An 18,400-nucleotide genomic window follows, 5' to 3' on the forward strand; every position below is an offset into this window, starting at 1 on the left:
GCAAGAGCTGGCCTTTCTGCTTCTTCACCACTTCACTCTTATGAAACAGCTTTTACTTTCCGCTCTTACTTCCTGCGCACTAGTTCTGCTGCTCATGCTGCGGCCAGTCACTACTTTGGCACAAGTGCCCAACCGGGCCCCGGTACCGGCCGAGGCCTATAAAGTATCGGCGGAGGTAGATACCATGCAGGGCTGGCACCGTGGTGGGGCCGGCACTCTCAATTTTAGCCAGGTGAGCTTAAGCAACTGGGCCGCCGGCGGACAAAGCTCCCTCTCTCTGCTGGCTATTGGGAATGCCTATACGCATTATAAGCAGGGAATTCACAGTTTCGATGCCGCCGCTGACCTGGTGTATGGCCTGCTGAAGCCCGGCAAATCGCGCCTGCGCAAAAACGACGACCGGCTGGAGTTGAATAGCCGCTACGGCCGGCAGTTTACCAACGTGCTTTCCTATGCCGCCCAGCTCAACCTAAAAACCCAACTCACCCCCACCACCGATATCGAAAAGCCGGATTCCCTGCTTTCCCGGTTTTTTGCGCCGGCATTTATCCTGGCCTCGCTGGGTATTGAGTATAAGCCCACGGAGCGTTTTTCACTGTTTCTCTCGCCCGCCACGGGCAAGTTCACCATTGTAAGCGACCAGGGGCTGGCCGATGCCGGTGCTTTTGGCGTGCGGGCCGCGCGCCGTGGCCCTGATGGCCTGCCCATTGCCGGCACCGGCGAGCGGCTGCGCGAGGAAATGGGTGCCTATCTGAATGCGCGGCTGCGGCAGCCTATAGTGGAAAACGTCACCTATCAGTCCCGGCTGGAACTGTTCAGCAACTACTTTCACAATCCTCAGAATGTCGATGTAAACTGGGAAAACCTGCTCGATTTCAAGGTCAATAAGTTCTTAAGTGCCAACGTAGCCGCTACGTTGGTGTACGACGACGACATTCTGGTGCCCATCCGCCACACTGACCGGCCCGATACCCGGGGCAAGCGCATTCAGTTCAAGGAAACCTTAGGCATAGGGCTTACTTACAAATTTTAGAAAATGAACTACCTTAGCTAACCAGCCGTTTCGCCCCCATAACCCCTAAAGTGTGGCACGGCATGTGCTTTAGCGTTGGCTACAGGTATCTTGGCTCTTGATGGATATGAAGAAGTATATAATAGCCGGCCTATTGCTGGCGGGTACGCTGGTTTCTACGGCAGCTTTGGCGCAAACGGCCCCCACTGGTCCGGCCGGCCCCGTATTTGAAAGCCCTAAAAAGCCGACGACGCCGCGGAAGAAGAAAGCTTCCGCTTCGGATATTGCGCGCATGCAGCGCCGCATGAGCATGAACCCCAACGAAGTAAAGCGCGACCAGCAGATTGAAGTGCTGGAAGCACGGGGCGGCGGAAACTCCAGCTACGGCAGCGGCTCACGGGCATTTGAGCGCGGCTCCGGTGGCTTTGTGGTGAAGCGCTTCCGCGACAAGCGGGGTGGCGCCATGCAGAAGCGCGGCATGACGCGCGCCGCTCCCGGCATTGATCCTCCGGGCAAGCCGTTGGTGCGCAAAAGCAAGCGAGGATTTATTTACTCCAAGTAAACAACCATAAAAAAAGCCCCGGAACAGTGTTCCGGGGCTTTTTGCTTCTTCGGTAATACCAGAGCCACCGTTCGCCTCCGGTGCTACCAAAGAAGAAGCCGGGATTTAATCTTTCATTTAAGGGTGCCGCCAGGGTGCCCGGCCGGCTGCATCAGGGGTGTGGCCCTGATGTAAAGCGAAGGTACTAAGTTCAGCGTCAGTCTGTTGTTGCACCTTCAGAAGGCTGTTGACCTCTGCCGGTGCGTTATTATGGGTTATTTGGTTAGAGCCTGACCAGTTCCAGGCGCTGGTTCAGGCTGTCCAGCCCATTGGCGGTATCGGGGTCCAGCGGATGCGTTTCGCCGAGGCCTTTGGTGGTGAGGCGCGCAGCATCTACGCCACCCCGCACCAGGGCCACTCGTACGGTCTCAGCCTGGCGCTGGGAGAGCTTCAGGTTCGTGGCGGCGTCGCCTTCCAGCGCCGTATGCCCCTCAATGCGAATGCGCAGGTCAGGGTTATCGGCCAGCACATTCACCAGGGCATTAATGACGGGCTGAGACTCCGCCGTAATGGTAGCCGTGCCGGGCTCAAACTGAATGCCGTGGCAAATGATTTTGCCATCGGCCAGCAAGGTGCTGTAGTACCCTGTGCTGGCTTCGGCCACCTGGCGCTCTATGGCCGCCTCGGCTTTCTTATCTAGCTTATTCACAATTTTCTGCGCGGCTTTGTCGGCCAGTTTGTCCTCCACCCGCCACAGCAGCCCAAGTTGGGCCTGTGCACCCAGGGGTAAGAAAAAAGCAAGTAACAGCGCCCAGCGGAGTTTTTGTAAGGTTTTCATCGGAAGAAATAGCCTGATAAACGTTATAGAATAGAGAAAGAAGCAAATCAAAGAGCCCCGCGGTTAACCAAAACGGCGGGGCTCTTTGCATTCCTTATTGCTTGCGGAAGGTGGTGAGCAGCGTGTAGGTTACTCCGTCTTCGGTTTCCTGCAGGCTGAGCTTCAGTTCTTCTTTGCTGAGGTTGACTACCGTGAAGGTCTGCGTCTCGCCGTCTTCCACCATCGTCAGCTTCTTATTGCTATCCGTCAGGGTCCAGGTGCCGTTGCTGGTAGTCTGCGGATCTTCTTCCTCGCACTTGCTGGCGCCTTCGTCGCCCTTAAAAGTGCCGTTCTTCTCAAACCGCAAAAAGTCATCCTTGGAGCAGGGAGGCAGCCAGGCATACAGGTCGGAGAGAGGCCCCGCCTCGGTTTCCATAGCGGGGCTAACCGTCATGGCCGATATCTGCCAGTTCTTGTCTATCAGGTGGTTTTCCGAAGCCGCCGGATTGGGGGAGGAGTCTTTATCCTTATCACAGGCCGTAACAGCAAGCAACAGAGCAGCAGCAACAAGTTTCAGGTTGGTTTTCATAGGTAAGAAAGGGTAGAGGAGGGTAGTAAAAAGAATGAGTTAGATATTAGGTTAGAATTTGGCCGTCAGGCCCAGTTTCAGGTAAGACATATCATAGCCTGCCTCCGCAAAGGCGCCTACTTTATCAGAGAAGTAGTAGCGGCCCCCCACGAAAATGCCGGAGTGAGCATAAGCGCCGCCGTAGCTGCTGTTGTAATCATCGCCATAGTAAGTGTCCTTCCAGCTTTCCAGGCGCAGACCCAGGCTGATGCCGGCGTAGGTATCTACCTTGGGGTTCTCCGTGAGATTGTAGTGGTACAGGCCCCGGGCTGCCACGTAGATGTCCGTCCAGGTAGCCTTGTAATCGGTGCCGGGGTAGTTGTAGCGGTAGGCTTTGTAGCCCACCAGGCCACCCACGGAAATGGTGCCGGGCCCAATGTTGTCGATAATGCCCCGTTCCACCGACAGGTTGAGCGCCGGTAAGTTGGCGTTGCCCAGGTAGCCATAACCCAGCCCCAGGCCAATACCCAGGTTAACCGCCATGGAGCCCTTGCCAAACCCCGCATTAGCGGTTGCCGCTTTGGGCGCCACGGCTACCACAGTCTTGGCTTCGGGCGCAGGAGACGCCGGGGCAACCTGCGCCACGGGTGCCGCTTTCAGCGGGGCGGCTTGCTTTGCCGCAGGCCGCGCCGTGGTAACCCGGGTCGTAGCGTTGCCGGCTTTGCCAGCGGGGCGAGGAGTAGGTTTGGTTTGGGCTTCAGCAGCGCCGCTCAGCAGCAGCGCGCCAAAGCATAAAGAGGTAGCCAGCGTTTTCATAGCAGGTAGTAATTAGGTTGGTGTAAGTTAAAGGGGGGTAGTTATGTGCAAGAGGATGCAATTCCTTCAAGGCATGATGCAAAACTAGGCCATGCAGCCACTAGGGTCAATCGCATGATGATGTGACCAGCTTATTACACCGCACAGTAGAGTGCCCCCTTCAGGTACCGTCAAATGGTGGATAAGACTTCTGGAAGCAGGAACTTCCGGAGCATGCCAGCGGAAAAGAAGAAGCCATGCTCCTGAGGAAGTACAATGCCCGTGTTAGAATACAACCAAGTAGTGAAAACCTGCTTTACCTGCTTGTAAGGCTTATAATAGATATGTGCTTACTTATATAGTTATCAGAACTGAGCTTATAGATGCCCAGCACTTTTATCCCCTAAACCATACATGGCCATTCTCCTTGGAACCACGCTTATCCTTTTCCAGCCGGAATAAACTGCCGGAGGAGGTTACCCAATGATGTGAGACCCCGGCAATGCGAAACTGAAAATTTACCGTTCCAAACCGACCGGGTTGGCTTAAAGATGACTGGCCGGATGGTATAAACGCACAACGCCCCGGCCTTTGCAGACCGGGGCGTTGCGTATTCGTGACTAGTGAAGCGCTTACAGCGTCCGTTTTACTTCCTGCTCTTCGAAGCCCTCAATGTTGTCGCCTTCGCGCAGGTCATTGAAGCCCTTAACCGAAATACCGCATTCGTAACCCTGACGTACTTCCGACACATCGTCTTTGTAGCGCTTGAGGTCCTGTACTTCGCCGGCGTACACCACAATACCATTGCGTACCACGCGGACTCTGGTTTTGCGGGTGAAGCTACCGTCCGTTACCATACAGCCGGCAATGGTGCCCACCTTGGTAATGTTGAACACCTGACGAACTTCGGCGTTGGCCACCACTACTTCTTTCACCGTTGGAGCCAGCATGCCTTCCATGGCATCCTTCACCTCATTGATGGCATTGTAGATGATAGAGTACAGACGAATATCGATCTGTTCCTGCTCAGCCAGCTTGCGGGCACTCTGCGAAGGACGAACCTGGAAGCCAATGATGATGGCGTCGGAGGCAGAAGCCAGCAGAACGTCGCCTTCCGAAATGGCGCCCACACCCTTGTTGAGGATGTTTACGGCCACTTCCGGCGTGCTCAGCTTCAGCAGGGAGTCGGCCAGTGCTTCCACCGAGCCGTCCACGTCACCTTTCACAATAACGTTAAGCTCTTTGAACGAACCGATTGCCAGACGACGACCAATTTCATCCAGAGTAATGTGCTTCTTGGTGCGCAGGCTCTGCTCACGCGAGAGCTGCTGACGCTGCGTAGCCAGTTCGCGGGCTTCGCGCTCCGTCTCCATCACCTGAATCTTGTCGCCGGCCTGTGGAGCGCCGGTCAGACCAAGCACCTGTACCGGAGTAGCCGGGCCAGCTGACTTCATCTTCTTGCCGCGGTGGTCGGTCATGGCCTTTACGCGGCCGTAGTGCGGACCAGCCAGCACAATATCGCCCACGTTCATGGTACCGGTTTGCACCAGAATGGTGGTTACGTAGCCACGGCCTTTGTCCAGCGAGGCTTCGATAACCGTACCAACGGCGTTGCGGTCGGGGTTTGCTTTCAGTTCGAGAATCTCGGCTTCCAGCAATACCTTTTCCAGCAGGTCTTCAATACCCAGGCCGGTTTTGGCCGATACTTCCTGCGACTGGTACTTACCACCCCATTCTTCTACCAGGACGTTGATGGCCGACAACTCCTCACGGACCTTATCGGGGTTGGCACCAGGCTTATCAATCTTATTGAGCGCAATAACGATGGGTACTCCGGCTGCCTGCGCGTGGTTGATGGCTTCCTTCGTCTGAGGCATCACCGAGTCATCGGCGGCTACCACAATGATGGCAATGTCCGTCACCTTGGCACCACGGGCACGCATAGCGGTAAACGCTTCGTGACCCGGAGTATCCAGGAAGGTAACCCGCTTGCCGGAAGCCGTCATTACATCGTAGGCACCAATGTGCTGGGTAATACCACCGGCTTCGCCTTTGGCTACGCTGGCACTCCGGATATAGTCAAGCAACGACGTTTTACCGTGGTCAACGTGACCCATGATGGTTACGATAGGAGCCCGCGGCTGCAGGTCTTCTTCGTTGTCTTCGATACCGAGGTCGGTTTCCTCTTCCTCCGCCGACAGGAACTCTACGTCATAGCCGAACTCATCGGCAATAACCGTAATAGCTTCCGCGTCAAGGCGCTGGTTGATGGATACGAACATACCCATGGTGAGGCAGACCTTAATCACCTCGTTCACGGAAACGTTCATGAACGAAGCCAGGTCGTTGGCCGAGATAAACTCGGTTACCTTCAGGATCTTGGCATCCAGCTCGTTTTGCTGGCGCATAGCTTCCCGATCCTCCGCTGCACCGGCCCGCTTGTCGCGGCGGTACTTAGCGCGGTTAGTCTGGTTGCCACCACGGCCGCCGCTGAGCTTCGCCAGCGTGGCTTTGATCTGCTCCTGAATCTGCTTGTCGTTCTGCTCCGGAGTAGCGGGCGTAACCGGGCGCTGGGCACCACCACCCTGGCCAGGACGCTGGCCAGCATGCATGGAACGCTGCACCGGGCGGCTGTTCTGATCCGGACGGCCTTGGCCGGGACCCGGACGGTTGCCCTGCTGGGCACCACCCTGGGCGGCACCTTGCCCACCACCCTGGCCGGGCTGGCCGGTGCCGGGGGTAGGAATACGCTGACGCTTCTTCTTATTATCAGGAGCCAGGCCGCTTTTCCGAACATCGGAAGAAGCAACCGGGCGGGCACCGCGGCCACCCCGACGGGAGGAATCCGTAGGCAGCTCAATCTTACCCAGAACCGTCAGGCCTTTCAGCTGGTCGGCTTTGGCTACAATGGTGCCGGCGGGTTCTTCCGGGGTAGGCGTGCCTGCTTCAGGCGCCGGCGCTGCGGCAGCCGGAACTTCCGGGGCCGGAGCAGCAGGCGCTGCCGGTGCCTGAACTACCGGAGCAGGAGCAGGCTTTGGGGCAGGCGCTACGGGAGCGGGGGCTGGTTCTACTTTGGGAGCAGGCGGCGTTACCGGCGCAGCGGCCACGGGGGCCGGAGCGGGCTCAGCTTTGGGTGCTGGCACTGGCTTTTCTTCTGCTTTTGGAGCAGGAGCGGGTACTGAAGCAGGTGCAGGTGCCGGGGCAGGCACCGCTGCTGCCGGAGCAGGCTTGAGCGGAACCGGGCGGCCTTTTGCATCCAGCTCAATTTTCCCCATCACCTTCAGGCCGGGTACTTTAGGAGCTTCCTCTTTAATAGCGGGGGCCGGGGCGAGTGCCGGGGCAGCTGCTACCGGAGCCGGAGCGGGGGCCGGGGTAACCGGCGCCGCTGGCTTGGGCTCTTCAGCAGGCTTGGCTGCGGGAGCCGGGGGCACCACCTCCGCTTTCGGAGCTGCGGGCTCCGGACGCGGGTGTGCCTCCAGCTCACTCTGGCGCTTGGCCTGGCTGAGCTTGGCTGCCTCGATCTTATCCTGAGCCGATGACTCGAAGGCTTTGTTGAGCAGGATAACCTGCTCCGCCGTCAACTTAGTCGTCGGTTTATTGTCGATCTGAATGCCTTTTTCCGCTAAAAAATCCACAATCGTGGACAATCCAACGTTCAGGTCTTTGGCCGCCTGATTCAGCCTCTTGGTTGCTGCTTCCGCCATTCTATGCTCGCGAACGATACTCTTATTCAGTTGCAAAGGTACTATATTAAATCTTGCCGAGCGGCGTTAAATCCAGCCGCGGGGCCCGATTTAACGCCTTTGCCGTACCGGCCGCCACGCACTCATTGCGCGTCGCCGGTCTTGGGTTCTTCTTGTTCTTCTTCGTCTTCAAATTCCTGGCGAATCACGCGGAAGACTTCTTCCACCGTTTCTTCCTCCAGTTCCGTCCGACGAACCAGGTCTTCCTTGCTGACAGCCAATACGGCCCGGCCCGTGTCGAGGCCGATTTTTTTCAGCTCGGCAATTACCCAGTCTTCAATTTCATCCTGGAATTCATCAAGGGCAATGTCCTCTTCGTAGTCGCCGGCTTCCCGGAATACGTCGATTTCCATGCCCACCAGCCGCGAGGCCAGCTTGATGTTGGCACCACCACGGCCAATGGCCAGTGATACCTGGTCAGGTTTCAGGAACACCGAAACACGACCGGTTTGTTCGTTTATTTTCATTGAGCCGATTTTAGCCGGCGACAATGCACGCTGAATGTAGAGCTCGAGGTTATCGGTGTAGTTGATGACATCGATGTTCTCGTTCTCCAGCTCACGCACCACGGCGTGGATACGGGAGCCTTTCATGCCTACGCAGGCACCCACCGGGTCGATACGGTCATCGTAGCTTTCTACGGCTACTTTGGCTCGCTCGCCTGGCTCGCGCACAATGTTCTTGATGGTGATGAGGCCATCATAGATTTCGGGTACTTCCTGCTCAAACAACCGCTCCAGGAAGGCTGGCGCCGCGCGGGAGAGGATGATTTTGGGCGTGCCGTTGATGATTTCCACCCGGTGTACTACAGCGCGCACAGTGTCGCCCTTACGGTACCGGTCCTTGGGAATCTGCTCTGATTTGGGCAGTACCAACTCGTTTTCGTCCTTGTCCAGGATCAGGGCCTCGCGGCTCCACACCTGGTATACTTCACCGGCAATGATTTCGCCTACCTGGTCCTTATAGGTCTGGTAGAGGTTATCCCGCTCCAGGTCCTTCACGCGCTGAATCAGCGTTTGGCGGGCCATGAGCACGGCACGACGGCCGAAATCTTCCAGCTTAACTTCTTCCGCAACCTGTTCGCCTACTTCAAAGTCGGCCTCAATCTTCTGGGCCTCCGCCAGCGGAATCTTGTCGAAATCCCAGATATCCTCTGAGTTATCGTCCACAATTTCGCGGTTGCGCCAGATTTCAAGGTCGCCCTTGTCCACGTTGATGATGACGTCGAAGTTCTCATCAGTCGTGTACTTTTTGCGAATCATCGTCCGGAACACGTCTTCCAGGATGCTCATCATCGTGGGACGGTCGATGTTCTTAGACCGGGCGAACTCGGCGAAAGATTCGATCAGAACGTGGCTGTTCATATTTTTTGAGCTTTTGACTGTGCGCTGCGGGCCGTTGGCTTACGTTGGGAAATTAGCCAGCAGACGAGACAGATGAAAGGTGAGCAGAACGAAAAAGCAAATGACCGGGGGCCATTCGCTAGTAAGTTATTTAAAAGAAATGACGACCCGGGCTTCCTTTATATCCGTGAACGGAATGGAAACGGCGGGCAATACTTTCTTTTTGGTTTTCTCTTTAATGACTTCGGCCAGCTGAATGCCTTCGGCTTCAATGGCTTCCAGCGTACCGGTTTTTTCGGTGCCGTCGGCCAGCTTCAGATTCAGGTCGCGGCCAACGTGGCGGGTGTACTGGCGTGGGTCGAGGAGGGGTTGGTCGGCGCCGGGGGAGGTGACTTCCAGCGTGTAGCTGGCTTCTTCTCCGTAGGCTTCATCAATGCGGTGGGCCAGCCGGCGGCTGACTTTCGCGCATTCATCAATGCCCAATCCCTGCTCTCCGTCCAGAATAACCGTCACTTTGGGGCGGATAGCATCTGAAATAGTCAGGCCGACCACGAACAGCTCTGTGCCAGGCAGGCTGTCCTGTAGCATTTCGGCAATTCGTTCACGGTCAAATCTCATACGGCTGAACCTGGGGGATAAAAGAAAGAGGGGACTGCACGTCCCCTCCTCTTAACTTGTAGTTTGCAGGTGCAAAGATAGGATATATTCTACCTAAATGCAATACCCGTTCTGGGATAGGCGCTTAGCGGCGCACCTCCAGCCACCCTTTGTACTGCTTGCCGTCGGTATCGCGCAGCAGGAAATAATAGACGCCATCGGCGAGCTTGTCGCCGGTCCAGTCATTATGGTAGTCGGGGGTGCTGTACACCTCATTGCCCCAGCGGGAGAATATTTTGAGGGAAACCGGCAGGCAGGTGAAGTGCTGCACAAAGGTGTCGTTGCGCTTGTCGTTGTTGGGGGTGAAGATGTTGGGCACATTGGCTTCGCCTACCTCCACGGTCAGAAAGCGGGTTTCTACCTGACAGTTGGCGGTGTAATAAGCGCTGGAGCTGACGGAGTAAGAACCCGGCGTGGTATAAACGTGGGTGGGATTAGCCTCGGTGCTATGCGGGCTGCCATCCCCAAAGTCCCAGTCGTAGCTGCTGGCGTAGCGGGAAGGCGAAACGAAGTGAACTGTTAGCGGGGCCAGGCCAGTTTTGCCGGGGTAAGCCGGGCATTCGGGCAGGGGTAAAGGCTCCGACTGCGTGTTCAGTGGGGCCATTACCACCCGGCGGACATCAAACTGGCTGCAGCCGTTTTCTATCTGATAAGTATAGGTGAGGCGAATGAGCTGCGCCGTATCAGCGGCAGCCGGGGGCGTAAACATTCCTTCGGGTGTAACGCCAGTACCACTCCAGATACCGCCGGCCGGGCTAGCCCCCAGCAGCTGATAAGGTAAGTTCTGAAAGCTGCACAGGGCGGTATCCCGGCCGGCCTCTACCACGGGCGGGGCCTGTATCATCACAGTGCGGGTTGCCTGCCCGCACTGACCGGGCGGCAGGGTATATGTAATGGTGTGCGTGCCCGGCCCCGCAGCTACAGGGTTAAACTGATTGCCGGTAACGCCCTTACCCGAAAAAGTGCCCCCGGCCGGCGTGGCTGTAAGCGTGATGGCCGCTTGGTTGGTGCAGAGCATGGGCGCCAGCGGAAAGTCAACGGTCTGTACCGGATTCACGGTAAGGCTCAAGACGCTAGTGGTCACGCAGACTCCTGTGGAAGCTACGGAGTACGTGAGTTTTTGCTCCCCTACCAAAGCAGCGGCGGGCGTGAAGAGGTAGCTACCGTTAGCTTGTAGAGTTACGCCGGGGCCCGTCCAGGTACCACCAGCCGGGCTGCCGCCCAGCACAAAGGCCGCATCATCGGCGCACACTATTCTGGCGGGACCCGCCTGGGCAAACCGCAGCCCGAAGTCAATTTTAAACGCCGCGTTATTGCAGTTGCGGCTGTTGTTGCGGGTAGAATACGTGTTGGCGCCGGGCGGCACCGGAAAGCCGGAGGTGCCACCACAGCCGCCGCATACGGCCTGGTACACCACGCCGCGTTTATCAAAGCGGCTGGTGCCGCCGTCTACATGCTCACCGCGCCCCCCATTTTCGCCGAAGAAAGTAGCATACTCTACGCTTTGCGCGCCGGCTCCAAACTGAATCAGGTAGAAATCGGAGCCATCCGTGGTGGTCTGGATGGCATTGGATGTTACCGGCAGGCCATCGGTAGAGCCGCCGGTATAGGCCTGGTTGACCCGGCCGCCCCAGCCGCAGGCATAAATCCGCTCACAGGCATCTACCAGGAAAGCCGTCAACGATACATCCACCCCATTGCGGCCGCTGCCGAAAACGACGGAGTACACGCGTGTGGCCAGCTTCGGATCCATCTTCTGAATAAACTGTCCGCCGCGGCGCTTATTGTTGTCGTACAGACCGGATGTTACGGGATAGGTGCCGAACGTTTGCCCCAACAGATACACATTGTCCAGCTCATCCAGCTGCAGAAAATAAGCCTGGTCATACTGCGCGGTGCCCAGGTAAGAGGCCTGTTCCAGGCGCGTGCCATTAGCACTGATGTGCGCCACAAACCCATCGGCATTGCCGGCCTTCCCGGGCTGGTAGGAGCCGGTGGTGGTAGGAAAGTCGGTGCTGTTGGTACCGCCGGCCAGGTAAACGGAGCCATCGGTGGCCAGCTGAATGGAGTAGGCCGCATCGGCCCCACGCCCGCCCAGGTAGCTTGACCACAGTAGGGTGCTCAGGTCGGCGGGGAGCTTGGCCACCACGGCGTCGCTGGCGCCCCCACCGTAGGTGCGGCCCAAGCCATTGCGCACCGGAAAATCGGTACTGATGGTGTTGGTGGTGAGGTATACGTTATCGGCGGCATCCACCGTAATATCACCCCGGAAGGCGTCTCCGTAGTTTCGGGATAGATAATCATCCCCTGATTGATCGGTATTCAAACCGTCGTTGCCGGTGCCGCCCAGAAAAGTGGAGGCGACCAGTTGGCTGCCATCAGTAGATAAGGTGCTGATAAACAAATCGGCACCATTCGTATAGTTAGAGCCGCTGAGAGGCACGATTGGTGCGCCACCGTTAAACTTCCGGTCGAAAGCGGTAGTGCTGGTCGGAAAGTCAGGGGAAGAGGTAGTACCCAGAATCAGCAGCTCGCCCTTGGAGTTGACAACCAGACTATGGGGTGTTTCTACGCCGCTGCCGCCCAGAAACGTGGCATACAGGCGGGCAGCCGGCCCGTTGACGGTGGTATTATATTTAATGATGGCAACATCAATCACCTGATTGAAGCTTACATCGAATGCCCCCGGCGAAACCGGATAGCCCGGCCCAAACGCCGTGCCGCCGGAATACAGGTGGCCTTCCTCATCATAAGTTGCCGTATTGCCCCAGTTATCATCGGTAGCGCCGGTGAAGGAGGAAAAGATAACCGTGGGGTCAATAACGAGCGGGTATTTCCGCTGATAGCCCTGGGGCAGCCGGAACGATACTTCCTTGCCGCGCAGCACAAAGGCGCAGGCCACGGGCACGCGGCGGCCATTAATATCCTGCCAGGCCCGGGGAGCAGTTTCCGTTACCTGGCCCACGGAGGTGCGCACTACCAGCACGCCTTCCTGCAGCGTGAGGCTTTCCTGCCCTTCGTAGCGCAGCCGAATGGCATCGGGCTTGCCGCCCGGCGCCACCAGAAAATCGTATTCCAGCTGCCCGCCTATGTTTTCATAGAGCTGTACATCGGTATTAGGGTATACTTTTTCATAGCGCAGCTGGCGGAAGCCGCGCACGTTCCGGGCCCAATGGTGGGAATCCTGCCCAAGAAAATAATTGCGTGTGCCCTCCGTGGGCTCCCGGGAGCTGATCTGAGCCGCCGCCCGCCCGCCTACAAACGAGACGGTATAGGCGTGGCCGCGGAGCCGCTCCGGGGGAATGGTGGTGGTTTTGCTGCGGCCGTCGTGGTGGTTGTGCGCACTTAAGTCTTCGAGTGAGTACAGCGTGTAGGTAAAGCCGGTGGGCCGGAGGAACAGGCGCCCGCCCGGAATATCAGCGGCAAAGCGTACGGGCTCCGGCCACTGCCCGCGGTTTTCCACAAACTCTAAGCTGCGCGTAGTGGGAGCAGCAGCGTAGCCAGACTGCCCTTTGCCTATCAACAATGAAATAATGCCCAGAAACAGGCAATAGCAGGCCCTTCGATTCATAATTAAGATAACAAGCGAAAATATGACCCTGAAATATAGTCTAAAGTAGGCACGGATTAATGCCATCCGCAGCTAAACAAGCAGGATGTCGTAATTTGCCGGCGTCTTTCTTTGTAACTGTGCGACGTTCCTTTGCTTTTAAATGCACCCTGCTGGTGTTGGGATGGGTGTTGGTAGCCATTGCGGCGCTGCAGGTGCCGGCGCATCAGTTCTGGCCCGCCGCCTTTCTGGGGCTTTCTTTACCGGTAGCGCTCCTACTCACGGGCGTGCTGGCTGTGTACTGGCTGCTGCGCAACTGGCGGGTGGCTTTGCTGCCCATTCTGCTGCTGGTGCTGATGTGGCCCCATGTGCAGCGGGGCTTTGCTCTGCATCCGTTGTATCTGGTGCCTACGGGCGAGAAGGCCGCCGGCCAACAAGTACAGCTGCTGAGTGCCAACGTGCGCATTTTTAATGTGTATGCGCAGCTGCGGGACAAGAATTTTTCGTCTTCCCGCCACTTAATTAAATGGCTGGCCGAGCAACCGGCGGACGTAATCTGCCTGCAGGAATTCTATAACGAACCGCACACAACCCGGGCAAATAAAGACGTGTTTCAGTCAGTACAGCGCATTGGGCCTGATGCGCACCGCACGCCCTTTGTGTCCGTTACGCTGCGGAATGCCATTGGGGCGGAGTTCGGGCTGGCTATCTTCTCGCGCTTTCCTATTGTAAACCGGGGCACTATCAACTTTGGTAAGCTCACGCAGAATCACGCCATGTTTGCTGATCTGCGCCTGCCCGGTGGCGATACCATCCGGGTGTATAACGCCCACCTGCAAAGCATGAGCATGGATGAGCGTGACATCGTGGACAGTTATTCCAGTAAGGACGGGCTGAAAGCGAAAGGCGTGGGGCTGCTGCGCCGGTTTAAGCGCGGGCTGGTAGCGCGCAGCCGGCAGGTAGATGAGCTGGTGCAGCACATGGCCCAGTGCCGCTACCCCATTCTTTTTTGCGCTGATTTAAACGACCTACCCTACAGCTATACCTACGACCAGCTGGCCGACCACCTGCAGAATGCCCATGCCACCATCGGTAACGGGATAGGGGCCACCTACAACGGCCGCCTGCCTTTCCTGCGCATCGACCAGCAGTTTGCCGGCCCGCAATGGGCCATTGACGACTTTGGCGTGCACTACGAAATTCCGTATTCTGACCACTTTCCCCTCACCGGCACGTATCGGTTGAAAACCAAGACGAAAGACTGAGATAAGAAGGTGCCTGCCCGCATCATTCCTCATTCTTCATTGCCAATGATATCTTTGCCGGATGCACCACCCGCTCTCCCTCTACAACACCCTCACCCGCAAGAAGGAATCCTTTGAACCCCTGCACGCACCCTTTGTAGGGGTGTACCTGTGCGGCCCCACCGTATATAGCGAAGCCCACGTGGGCAACGCCCGCGGCCCGGTGGTGTTCGATGTGCTCACGCGCTATCTGCGCTACCTCGGCTACACGGTGCGCTACGTGCGCAACATCACGGATGTAGGCCACCTGGAAAGCGACGCCGACGAAGGGGAGGACAAAATCAGCAAAATGGCCCGCGCCCGGCAGCTGGAGCCCATGCAGGTGGCAGAGCAGTTTGCCAACCTCTACCAGCGCCACGTAGAGGTACTAGGCTGCTTGCCGCCCGATATTCAACCCCGCGCCAGCGGCCACATCACCGAGCAGATTGAGCTGATTCAGGAAATCATCAGCAACAATTTTGCTTATGAGGTGAATGGCTCGGTGTACTTTGATGTACCCGCTTATAATGCCGCCGGCCGCGGATATGGCAAGCTTTCCAACCGGGTAGTAGATGAGCTGCTGGCCGGCTCGCGCGACAATTTGGCGGGGCAGGAAGAAAAGCGCAGCCCGTTGGATTTTGCCCTCTGGAAAAAGGCCGATGCCCGCCACCTCATGCAGTGGCCCTCGCCCTGGGGCCAGGGCTTCCCCGGCTGGCACCTGGAGTGCTCGGCCATGAGCCGCAAGTATCTGGGGCAGATGTCGGACATCCACGGCGGTGGCCTGGACCTGATGTTTCCGCACCACGAGTGCGAAATTGCGCAGAGCCAGGGCAGCCACAGCCACACCGATGAGGCCCGCGTTTGGGTGCACCACAACATGATTACGGTGAATGGAGCCAAAATGAGCAAGTCGCTTGGCAACTTCATTACCATTTCCGAGCTGTTTGAGGGCACCAATGCTACTCTGTCGCAGGCATACTCGCCCATGGTGGCGCGGTTCTTCCTGCTGCAGGCGCATTACCGCAGCCCCATTGATATTTCGGATGATGCCATGCAGGCCGCCCGCAAAGGCTACCGCAAGCTCATGAACGGCCTGCGCGTGCTGGATAAGCTGGTGTTGCCCGAGGGCACCGAGCGCGCTGCTGATACCACTGCGGCCGATGCCGAGCTGCGCAAACTCACGCAGGACTGCTTCACGGGCCTGAACGACGACCTGAACACGGCCCGCTGCATTGCTTCCCTGTTTAACCTGCTGCGCAAGTTTAATGGCTACGCGGCCAACCTGGCTACGCTAAGCCAGGTGAGCGAAGCCGCTTTAACGGAAGCCACCAGCGCTTTCCGCACGCTGGTGCAGGAGGTGCTGGGCCTGCAGGACGAGCCGCGGGCCAATGCCGAAGATCTGCTGGGCCTTACGCTGAGCTTTTATCAGGAAGCCAAAGCAGCCAAAGACTACGCCAAAGTGGATGTTATTCGGGCCGCGCTGAAAGAGCAGGGCATAGTGGTAAAAGACACCAAATCCGGCATCGACTGGGCTTACAGCGAAGAATAAACCCCGCGGCTCCGGCCGGCAGTGGGCTTGAGAAATACTATCCGTTGCAACCTCCGCATGCCAGTCGCTTTGCTTCGGCACAACGTCCTTCTATAACTCTATGAACTTCCGCCTCTCTCATATTACCTCCCTTGCGCTGGCCGCTTTGCTGCTGGCCGCAGGCTGTACAGAGAAGAAAACCACCACCGAAACCACCGCCACTAAGGAGGAAGTGCCGCTGCCGAAAGCGCCTGCCTTCAACGCCGACTCGGCGTATGCCTACACGGCCCGGCAGGTGGCGTTTGGGCCCCGCGTGCCCAACTCCACGGCCCACGTAAAAACCGGCGACTGGATAGTGCGCACGTTTAAAAGCCTGGGCCTTTCAGTAAAGGAACAGCCGTTTGAGGCCATGGCTTTTGATGGCAAAATGCTTCGCTCGCGCAACATTGTAGCGCAGTATCAGCCGCAGGCAGCGCGCCGTATTGCCATTTTCACGCACTGGGACACCCGCCCCTTCGCCGATAAAGACAAGACCAGGAAAAATGCCCCCTTGGATGGTGCCGTAGATGGTGCCAGCGGCGTGGGCATAGCCCTGGAAATGGCCCGCGTGCTGGCCGCCCAGCCCGATAGCCTCCGCCCCAACGTCGGCATCGACTTTATTTTGTTTGACGCCGAAGACTACGGCTACGACGAATCGACGCAAAGCGAGCTGCGCAACCAACTGCCAGATGCAGACAGCTGGTGCCTGGGCTCCCAGTACTGGGCCGAGCACATGCTGCCAGCTGGCTACAAGCCCAGCTATGGCATTCTGCTGGATATGGTAGGGGCGAAGAACGCCAAGTTTAGCCGCGAAGGCGAGTCGCGCCAGATGGCCGCCGATGTGGTGGAAAAAGTGTGGAATATGGCCGCCAGAATTGGCTTTTCAGACTTCTTTATCTTTCGGGATGGGCCCGCCCTTACTGATGACCACGTGTATACAAACAAGGCCGGGGTGCGCACCATCGATATCATTGACACGCTGCCTTTCGGGGAAGATGTTTTCCCCGCCTATCACCACACCACGCAGGATAACATGAGCATTGTAGACCGGCGCACGCTTAAGGCCGTGGGCCAGACGGTACTGCAGGTGATTTACGGCGAGTAGTTACTGCTAATTGAAAATCAGAAAAAACTCCGGCCAGTAGAATGGCCGGAGTTTTTTTCTGCCCTTGCCACCTGCAGCCTGGTTTCGGGCTCTTCCTCACGGATGAAAAAACTTCTGACTTTGCTGGCCCTGCTGCTGAGCGCTGCCGCCCACGCCCAAACAACCCCTAAACTAGCCGTGGCCGATGGCTTGTTCCAACGCGTGAACGTGAAGGCGTATGCCGGCCGACCTTACCGGCTATCGGCCCGAATGCAGGTAGATACTGCCGCCTCCGACGGAGCGGATGCCTGGATTGCGGCTTCCGTGCTGGACTCTAAAACCAAGTGGCTTAGCTCCGCCCGCCTTCCCAAAAATATTAAGAATGCGCACTGGCGCACCTATAGCGTGCAGGGCAAGCTAAGTAAGCAGGCCGACACGCTGCAGGTAGTGCTGGGCTACTATATGAACGGCCGTTTCGGCTTCGATGACTTTCTGCTGGAAGTCGAAACTAAGCCCGGGCGGTGGGAGAAATGCCCCCTGCTGAACGCGGATTTTGAAAGTGCCGGCCCTCTGCTGGCGGATAAGCGAAGCTGGCGTCAGTTTCAGCAGGTGACGGGCTTTACTCAGGAAATTGCCACGGATTCCAGTGGCAACCACTACCTGGCTACCGCGGGGCAGCATATTGTGCCCTATGGCCGCAACAAAGCGGCAGGACACTATGCGGTAGTAAATGGCGTGAAGCTCTACTACGAAACCTACGGCCAGGGCGAGCCCCTGCTGCTGTTGCACGGTAATGGAGAATCCATCAGCAGCTTCCGCCAGCAAATAGGGGCACTGGCCCAGGAATACCAGGTTATTGCCGTTGATACCCGCGACCAGGGCAAGTCGGCCGCCACCAAGGGCCGGCTCAGCTACGATTTGTTTGCCGATGACATGCACGCACTATTGGAGCACCTGCAGATGCCCGCCGCCCACATTGTGGGCTGGAGCGACGGCGGCAACACGGGCCTGAGTATGGCCCTGCGCTATCCAACCCAGGTAAAAAGCCTGGTAACCATGGGCGCCAACCTCTACGCCGACACCACTGCCGTAGATGCCAAGCTACTGAAGCAGGTGCGCCAGACCAAGCGGATTTTGACTGTGCTTGGTCCTTTCAAAAAGCAGTGGCACAAAGGCTACCGCCTCAGTACCCTGCTGCTGAACTACCCCAACATGAAACCCGCCGAGCTACATGCCATAACGGCGCCGGTTCTGGTGCTGGCCGGGGAGAAGGATGTTATCAAGGATGCGCACACCCGGCTTATTGCTGAGAATATTCCGCACAGCCAGCTGGTTATTCTGCCGGCACTCTCGCACTACGCCCCGCAGGAAAATGGTCCGTTGTTTAATCAGACGGTTTTAGGCTTCTTGAAGGGAGTCGAAGCCCGGAATGTACATTAG

The 18,400-nt window shown here is 57.5% G+C and carries 13 protein-coding genes; 6 read left to right on the forward strand and 7 right to left on the reverse strand.

Going from position 1 to position 18,400, the window contains the following annotated elements:
- Window positions 1-40: 40 nt before the first annotated feature.
- Both AM218_RS00300 and AM218_RS00305 read left to right on the forward strand, forming a co-directional pair.
- The gene (locus AM218_RS00300) at window positions 41-1,033 is read left to right on the forward strand and encodes a DUF3078 domain-containing protein (RefSeq protein WP_157547452.1); all 993 of its coding nucleotides are present in this window, start codon (window positions 41-43) and stop codon (window positions 1,031-1,033) included.
- Between the two features lie 106 nt (window positions 1,034-1,139).
- Window positions 1,140-1,574 (forward strand): hypothetical protein, encoded by a 435-nt coding sequence (locus AM218_RS00305; RefSeq protein WP_157547453.1) that lies wholly within the window; start codon window positions 1,140-1,142, stop codon window positions 1,572-1,574.
- A 262-nt stretch (window positions 1,575-1,836) separates the two neighbouring features.
- On the opposite strand, the gene AM218_RS00310 is transcribed toward AM218_RS00305, so the two are convergent.
- From AM218_RS00310 to AM218_RS00340, 7 genes are all read right to left on the reverse strand, one after another.
- Window positions 1,837-2,391 (reverse strand): OmpA family protein, encoded by a 555-nt coding sequence (locus AM218_RS00310; protein WP_054410805.1) that lies wholly within the window; start codon window positions 2,389-2,391, stop codon window positions 1,837-1,839.
- 94 nt (window positions 2,392-2,485) lie between these two features.
- Entirely contained in the window at window positions 2,486-2,959 is a 474-nt protein-coding gene (locus AM218_RS00315) for a lipocalin-like domain-containing protein (protein ID WP_054410807.1), read from the reverse strand.
- 51 nt (window positions 2,960-3,010) lie between these two features.
- The gene (locus AM218_RS00320) at window positions 3,011-3,754 is read right to left on the reverse strand and encodes a hypothetical protein (RefSeq protein WP_054410808.1); all 744 of its coding nucleotides are present in this window, start codon (window positions 3,752-3,754) and stop codon (window positions 3,011-3,013) included.
- Window positions 3,755-4,365: 611 nt separating this feature from the next.
- Window positions 4,366-7,437 (reverse strand): translation initiation factor IF-2, encoded by a 3,072-nt coding sequence (gene infB / locus AM218_RS00325; RefSeq protein WP_054410810.1) that lies wholly within the window; start codon window positions 7,435-7,437, stop codon window positions 4,366-4,368.
- Between the two features lie 122 nt (window positions 7,438-7,559).
- Window positions 7,560-8,840: a transcription termination factor NusA gene (gene nusA / locus AM218_RS00330; protein ID WP_054410812.1), complete on the reverse strand. Its 1,281-nt coding sequence runs from the start codon at window positions 8,838-8,840 to the stop codon at window positions 7,560-7,562.
- A 126-nt stretch (window positions 8,841-8,966) separates the two neighbouring features.
- Window positions 8,967-9,437, reverse strand: a complete 471-nt coding sequence (gene rimP, locus AM218_RS00335; protein WP_231717516.1) for a ribosome maturation factor RimP — start codon at window positions 9,435-9,437, stop codon at window positions 8,967-8,969.
- A 124-nt stretch (window positions 9,438-9,561) separates the two neighbouring features.
- A complete protein-coding gene (locus AM218_RS00340) occupies window positions 9,562-13,047 on the reverse strand; it encodes a DUF7948 domain-containing protein (protein ID WP_157547454.1) in 3,486 nt (1,161 codons plus the stop codon).
- Between the two features lie 119 nt (window positions 13,048-13,166).
- On the opposite strand from AM218_RS00340, the gene AM218_RS00345 reads away from it, so the two are divergent.
- The 4 genes from AM218_RS00345 (at window position 13,167) to AM218_RS00360 (ending at window position 18,400) form a co-directional block, all read left to right on the forward strand.
- Complete coding sequence (locus tag AM218_RS00345) at window positions 13,167-14,291, forward strand: endonuclease/exonuclease/phosphatase family protein (RefSeq protein ID WP_197273991.1); 1,125 nt, start codon at window positions 13,167-13,169, stop codon at window positions 14,289-14,291.
- 61 nt (window positions 14,292-14,352) lie between these two features.
- A complete protein-coding gene (cysS, locus tag AM218_RS00350; protein WP_054410819.1) occupies window positions 14,353-15,858 on the forward strand; it encodes a cysteine--tRNA ligase in 1,506 nt (501 codons plus the stop codon).
- 100 nt (window positions 15,859-15,958) lie between these two features.
- Window positions 15,959-16,981, forward strand: a complete 1,023-nt coding sequence (locus AM218_RS00355; protein WP_054410821.1) for a M28 family peptidase — start codon at window positions 15,959-15,961, stop codon at window positions 16,979-16,981.
- Between the two features lie 102 nt (window positions 16,982-17,083).
- Window positions 17,084-18,400: an alpha/beta fold hydrolase gene (locus AM218_RS00360; protein WP_054410823.1), complete on the forward strand. Its 1,317-nt coding sequence runs from the start codon at window positions 17,084-17,086 to the stop codon at window positions 18,398-18,400.

This window comes from Hymenobacter sp. DG25A, assembly GCF_001280305.1.
Lineage (GTDB): Bacteria > Bacteroidota > Bacteroidia > Cytophagales > Hymenobacteraceae > Hymenobacter.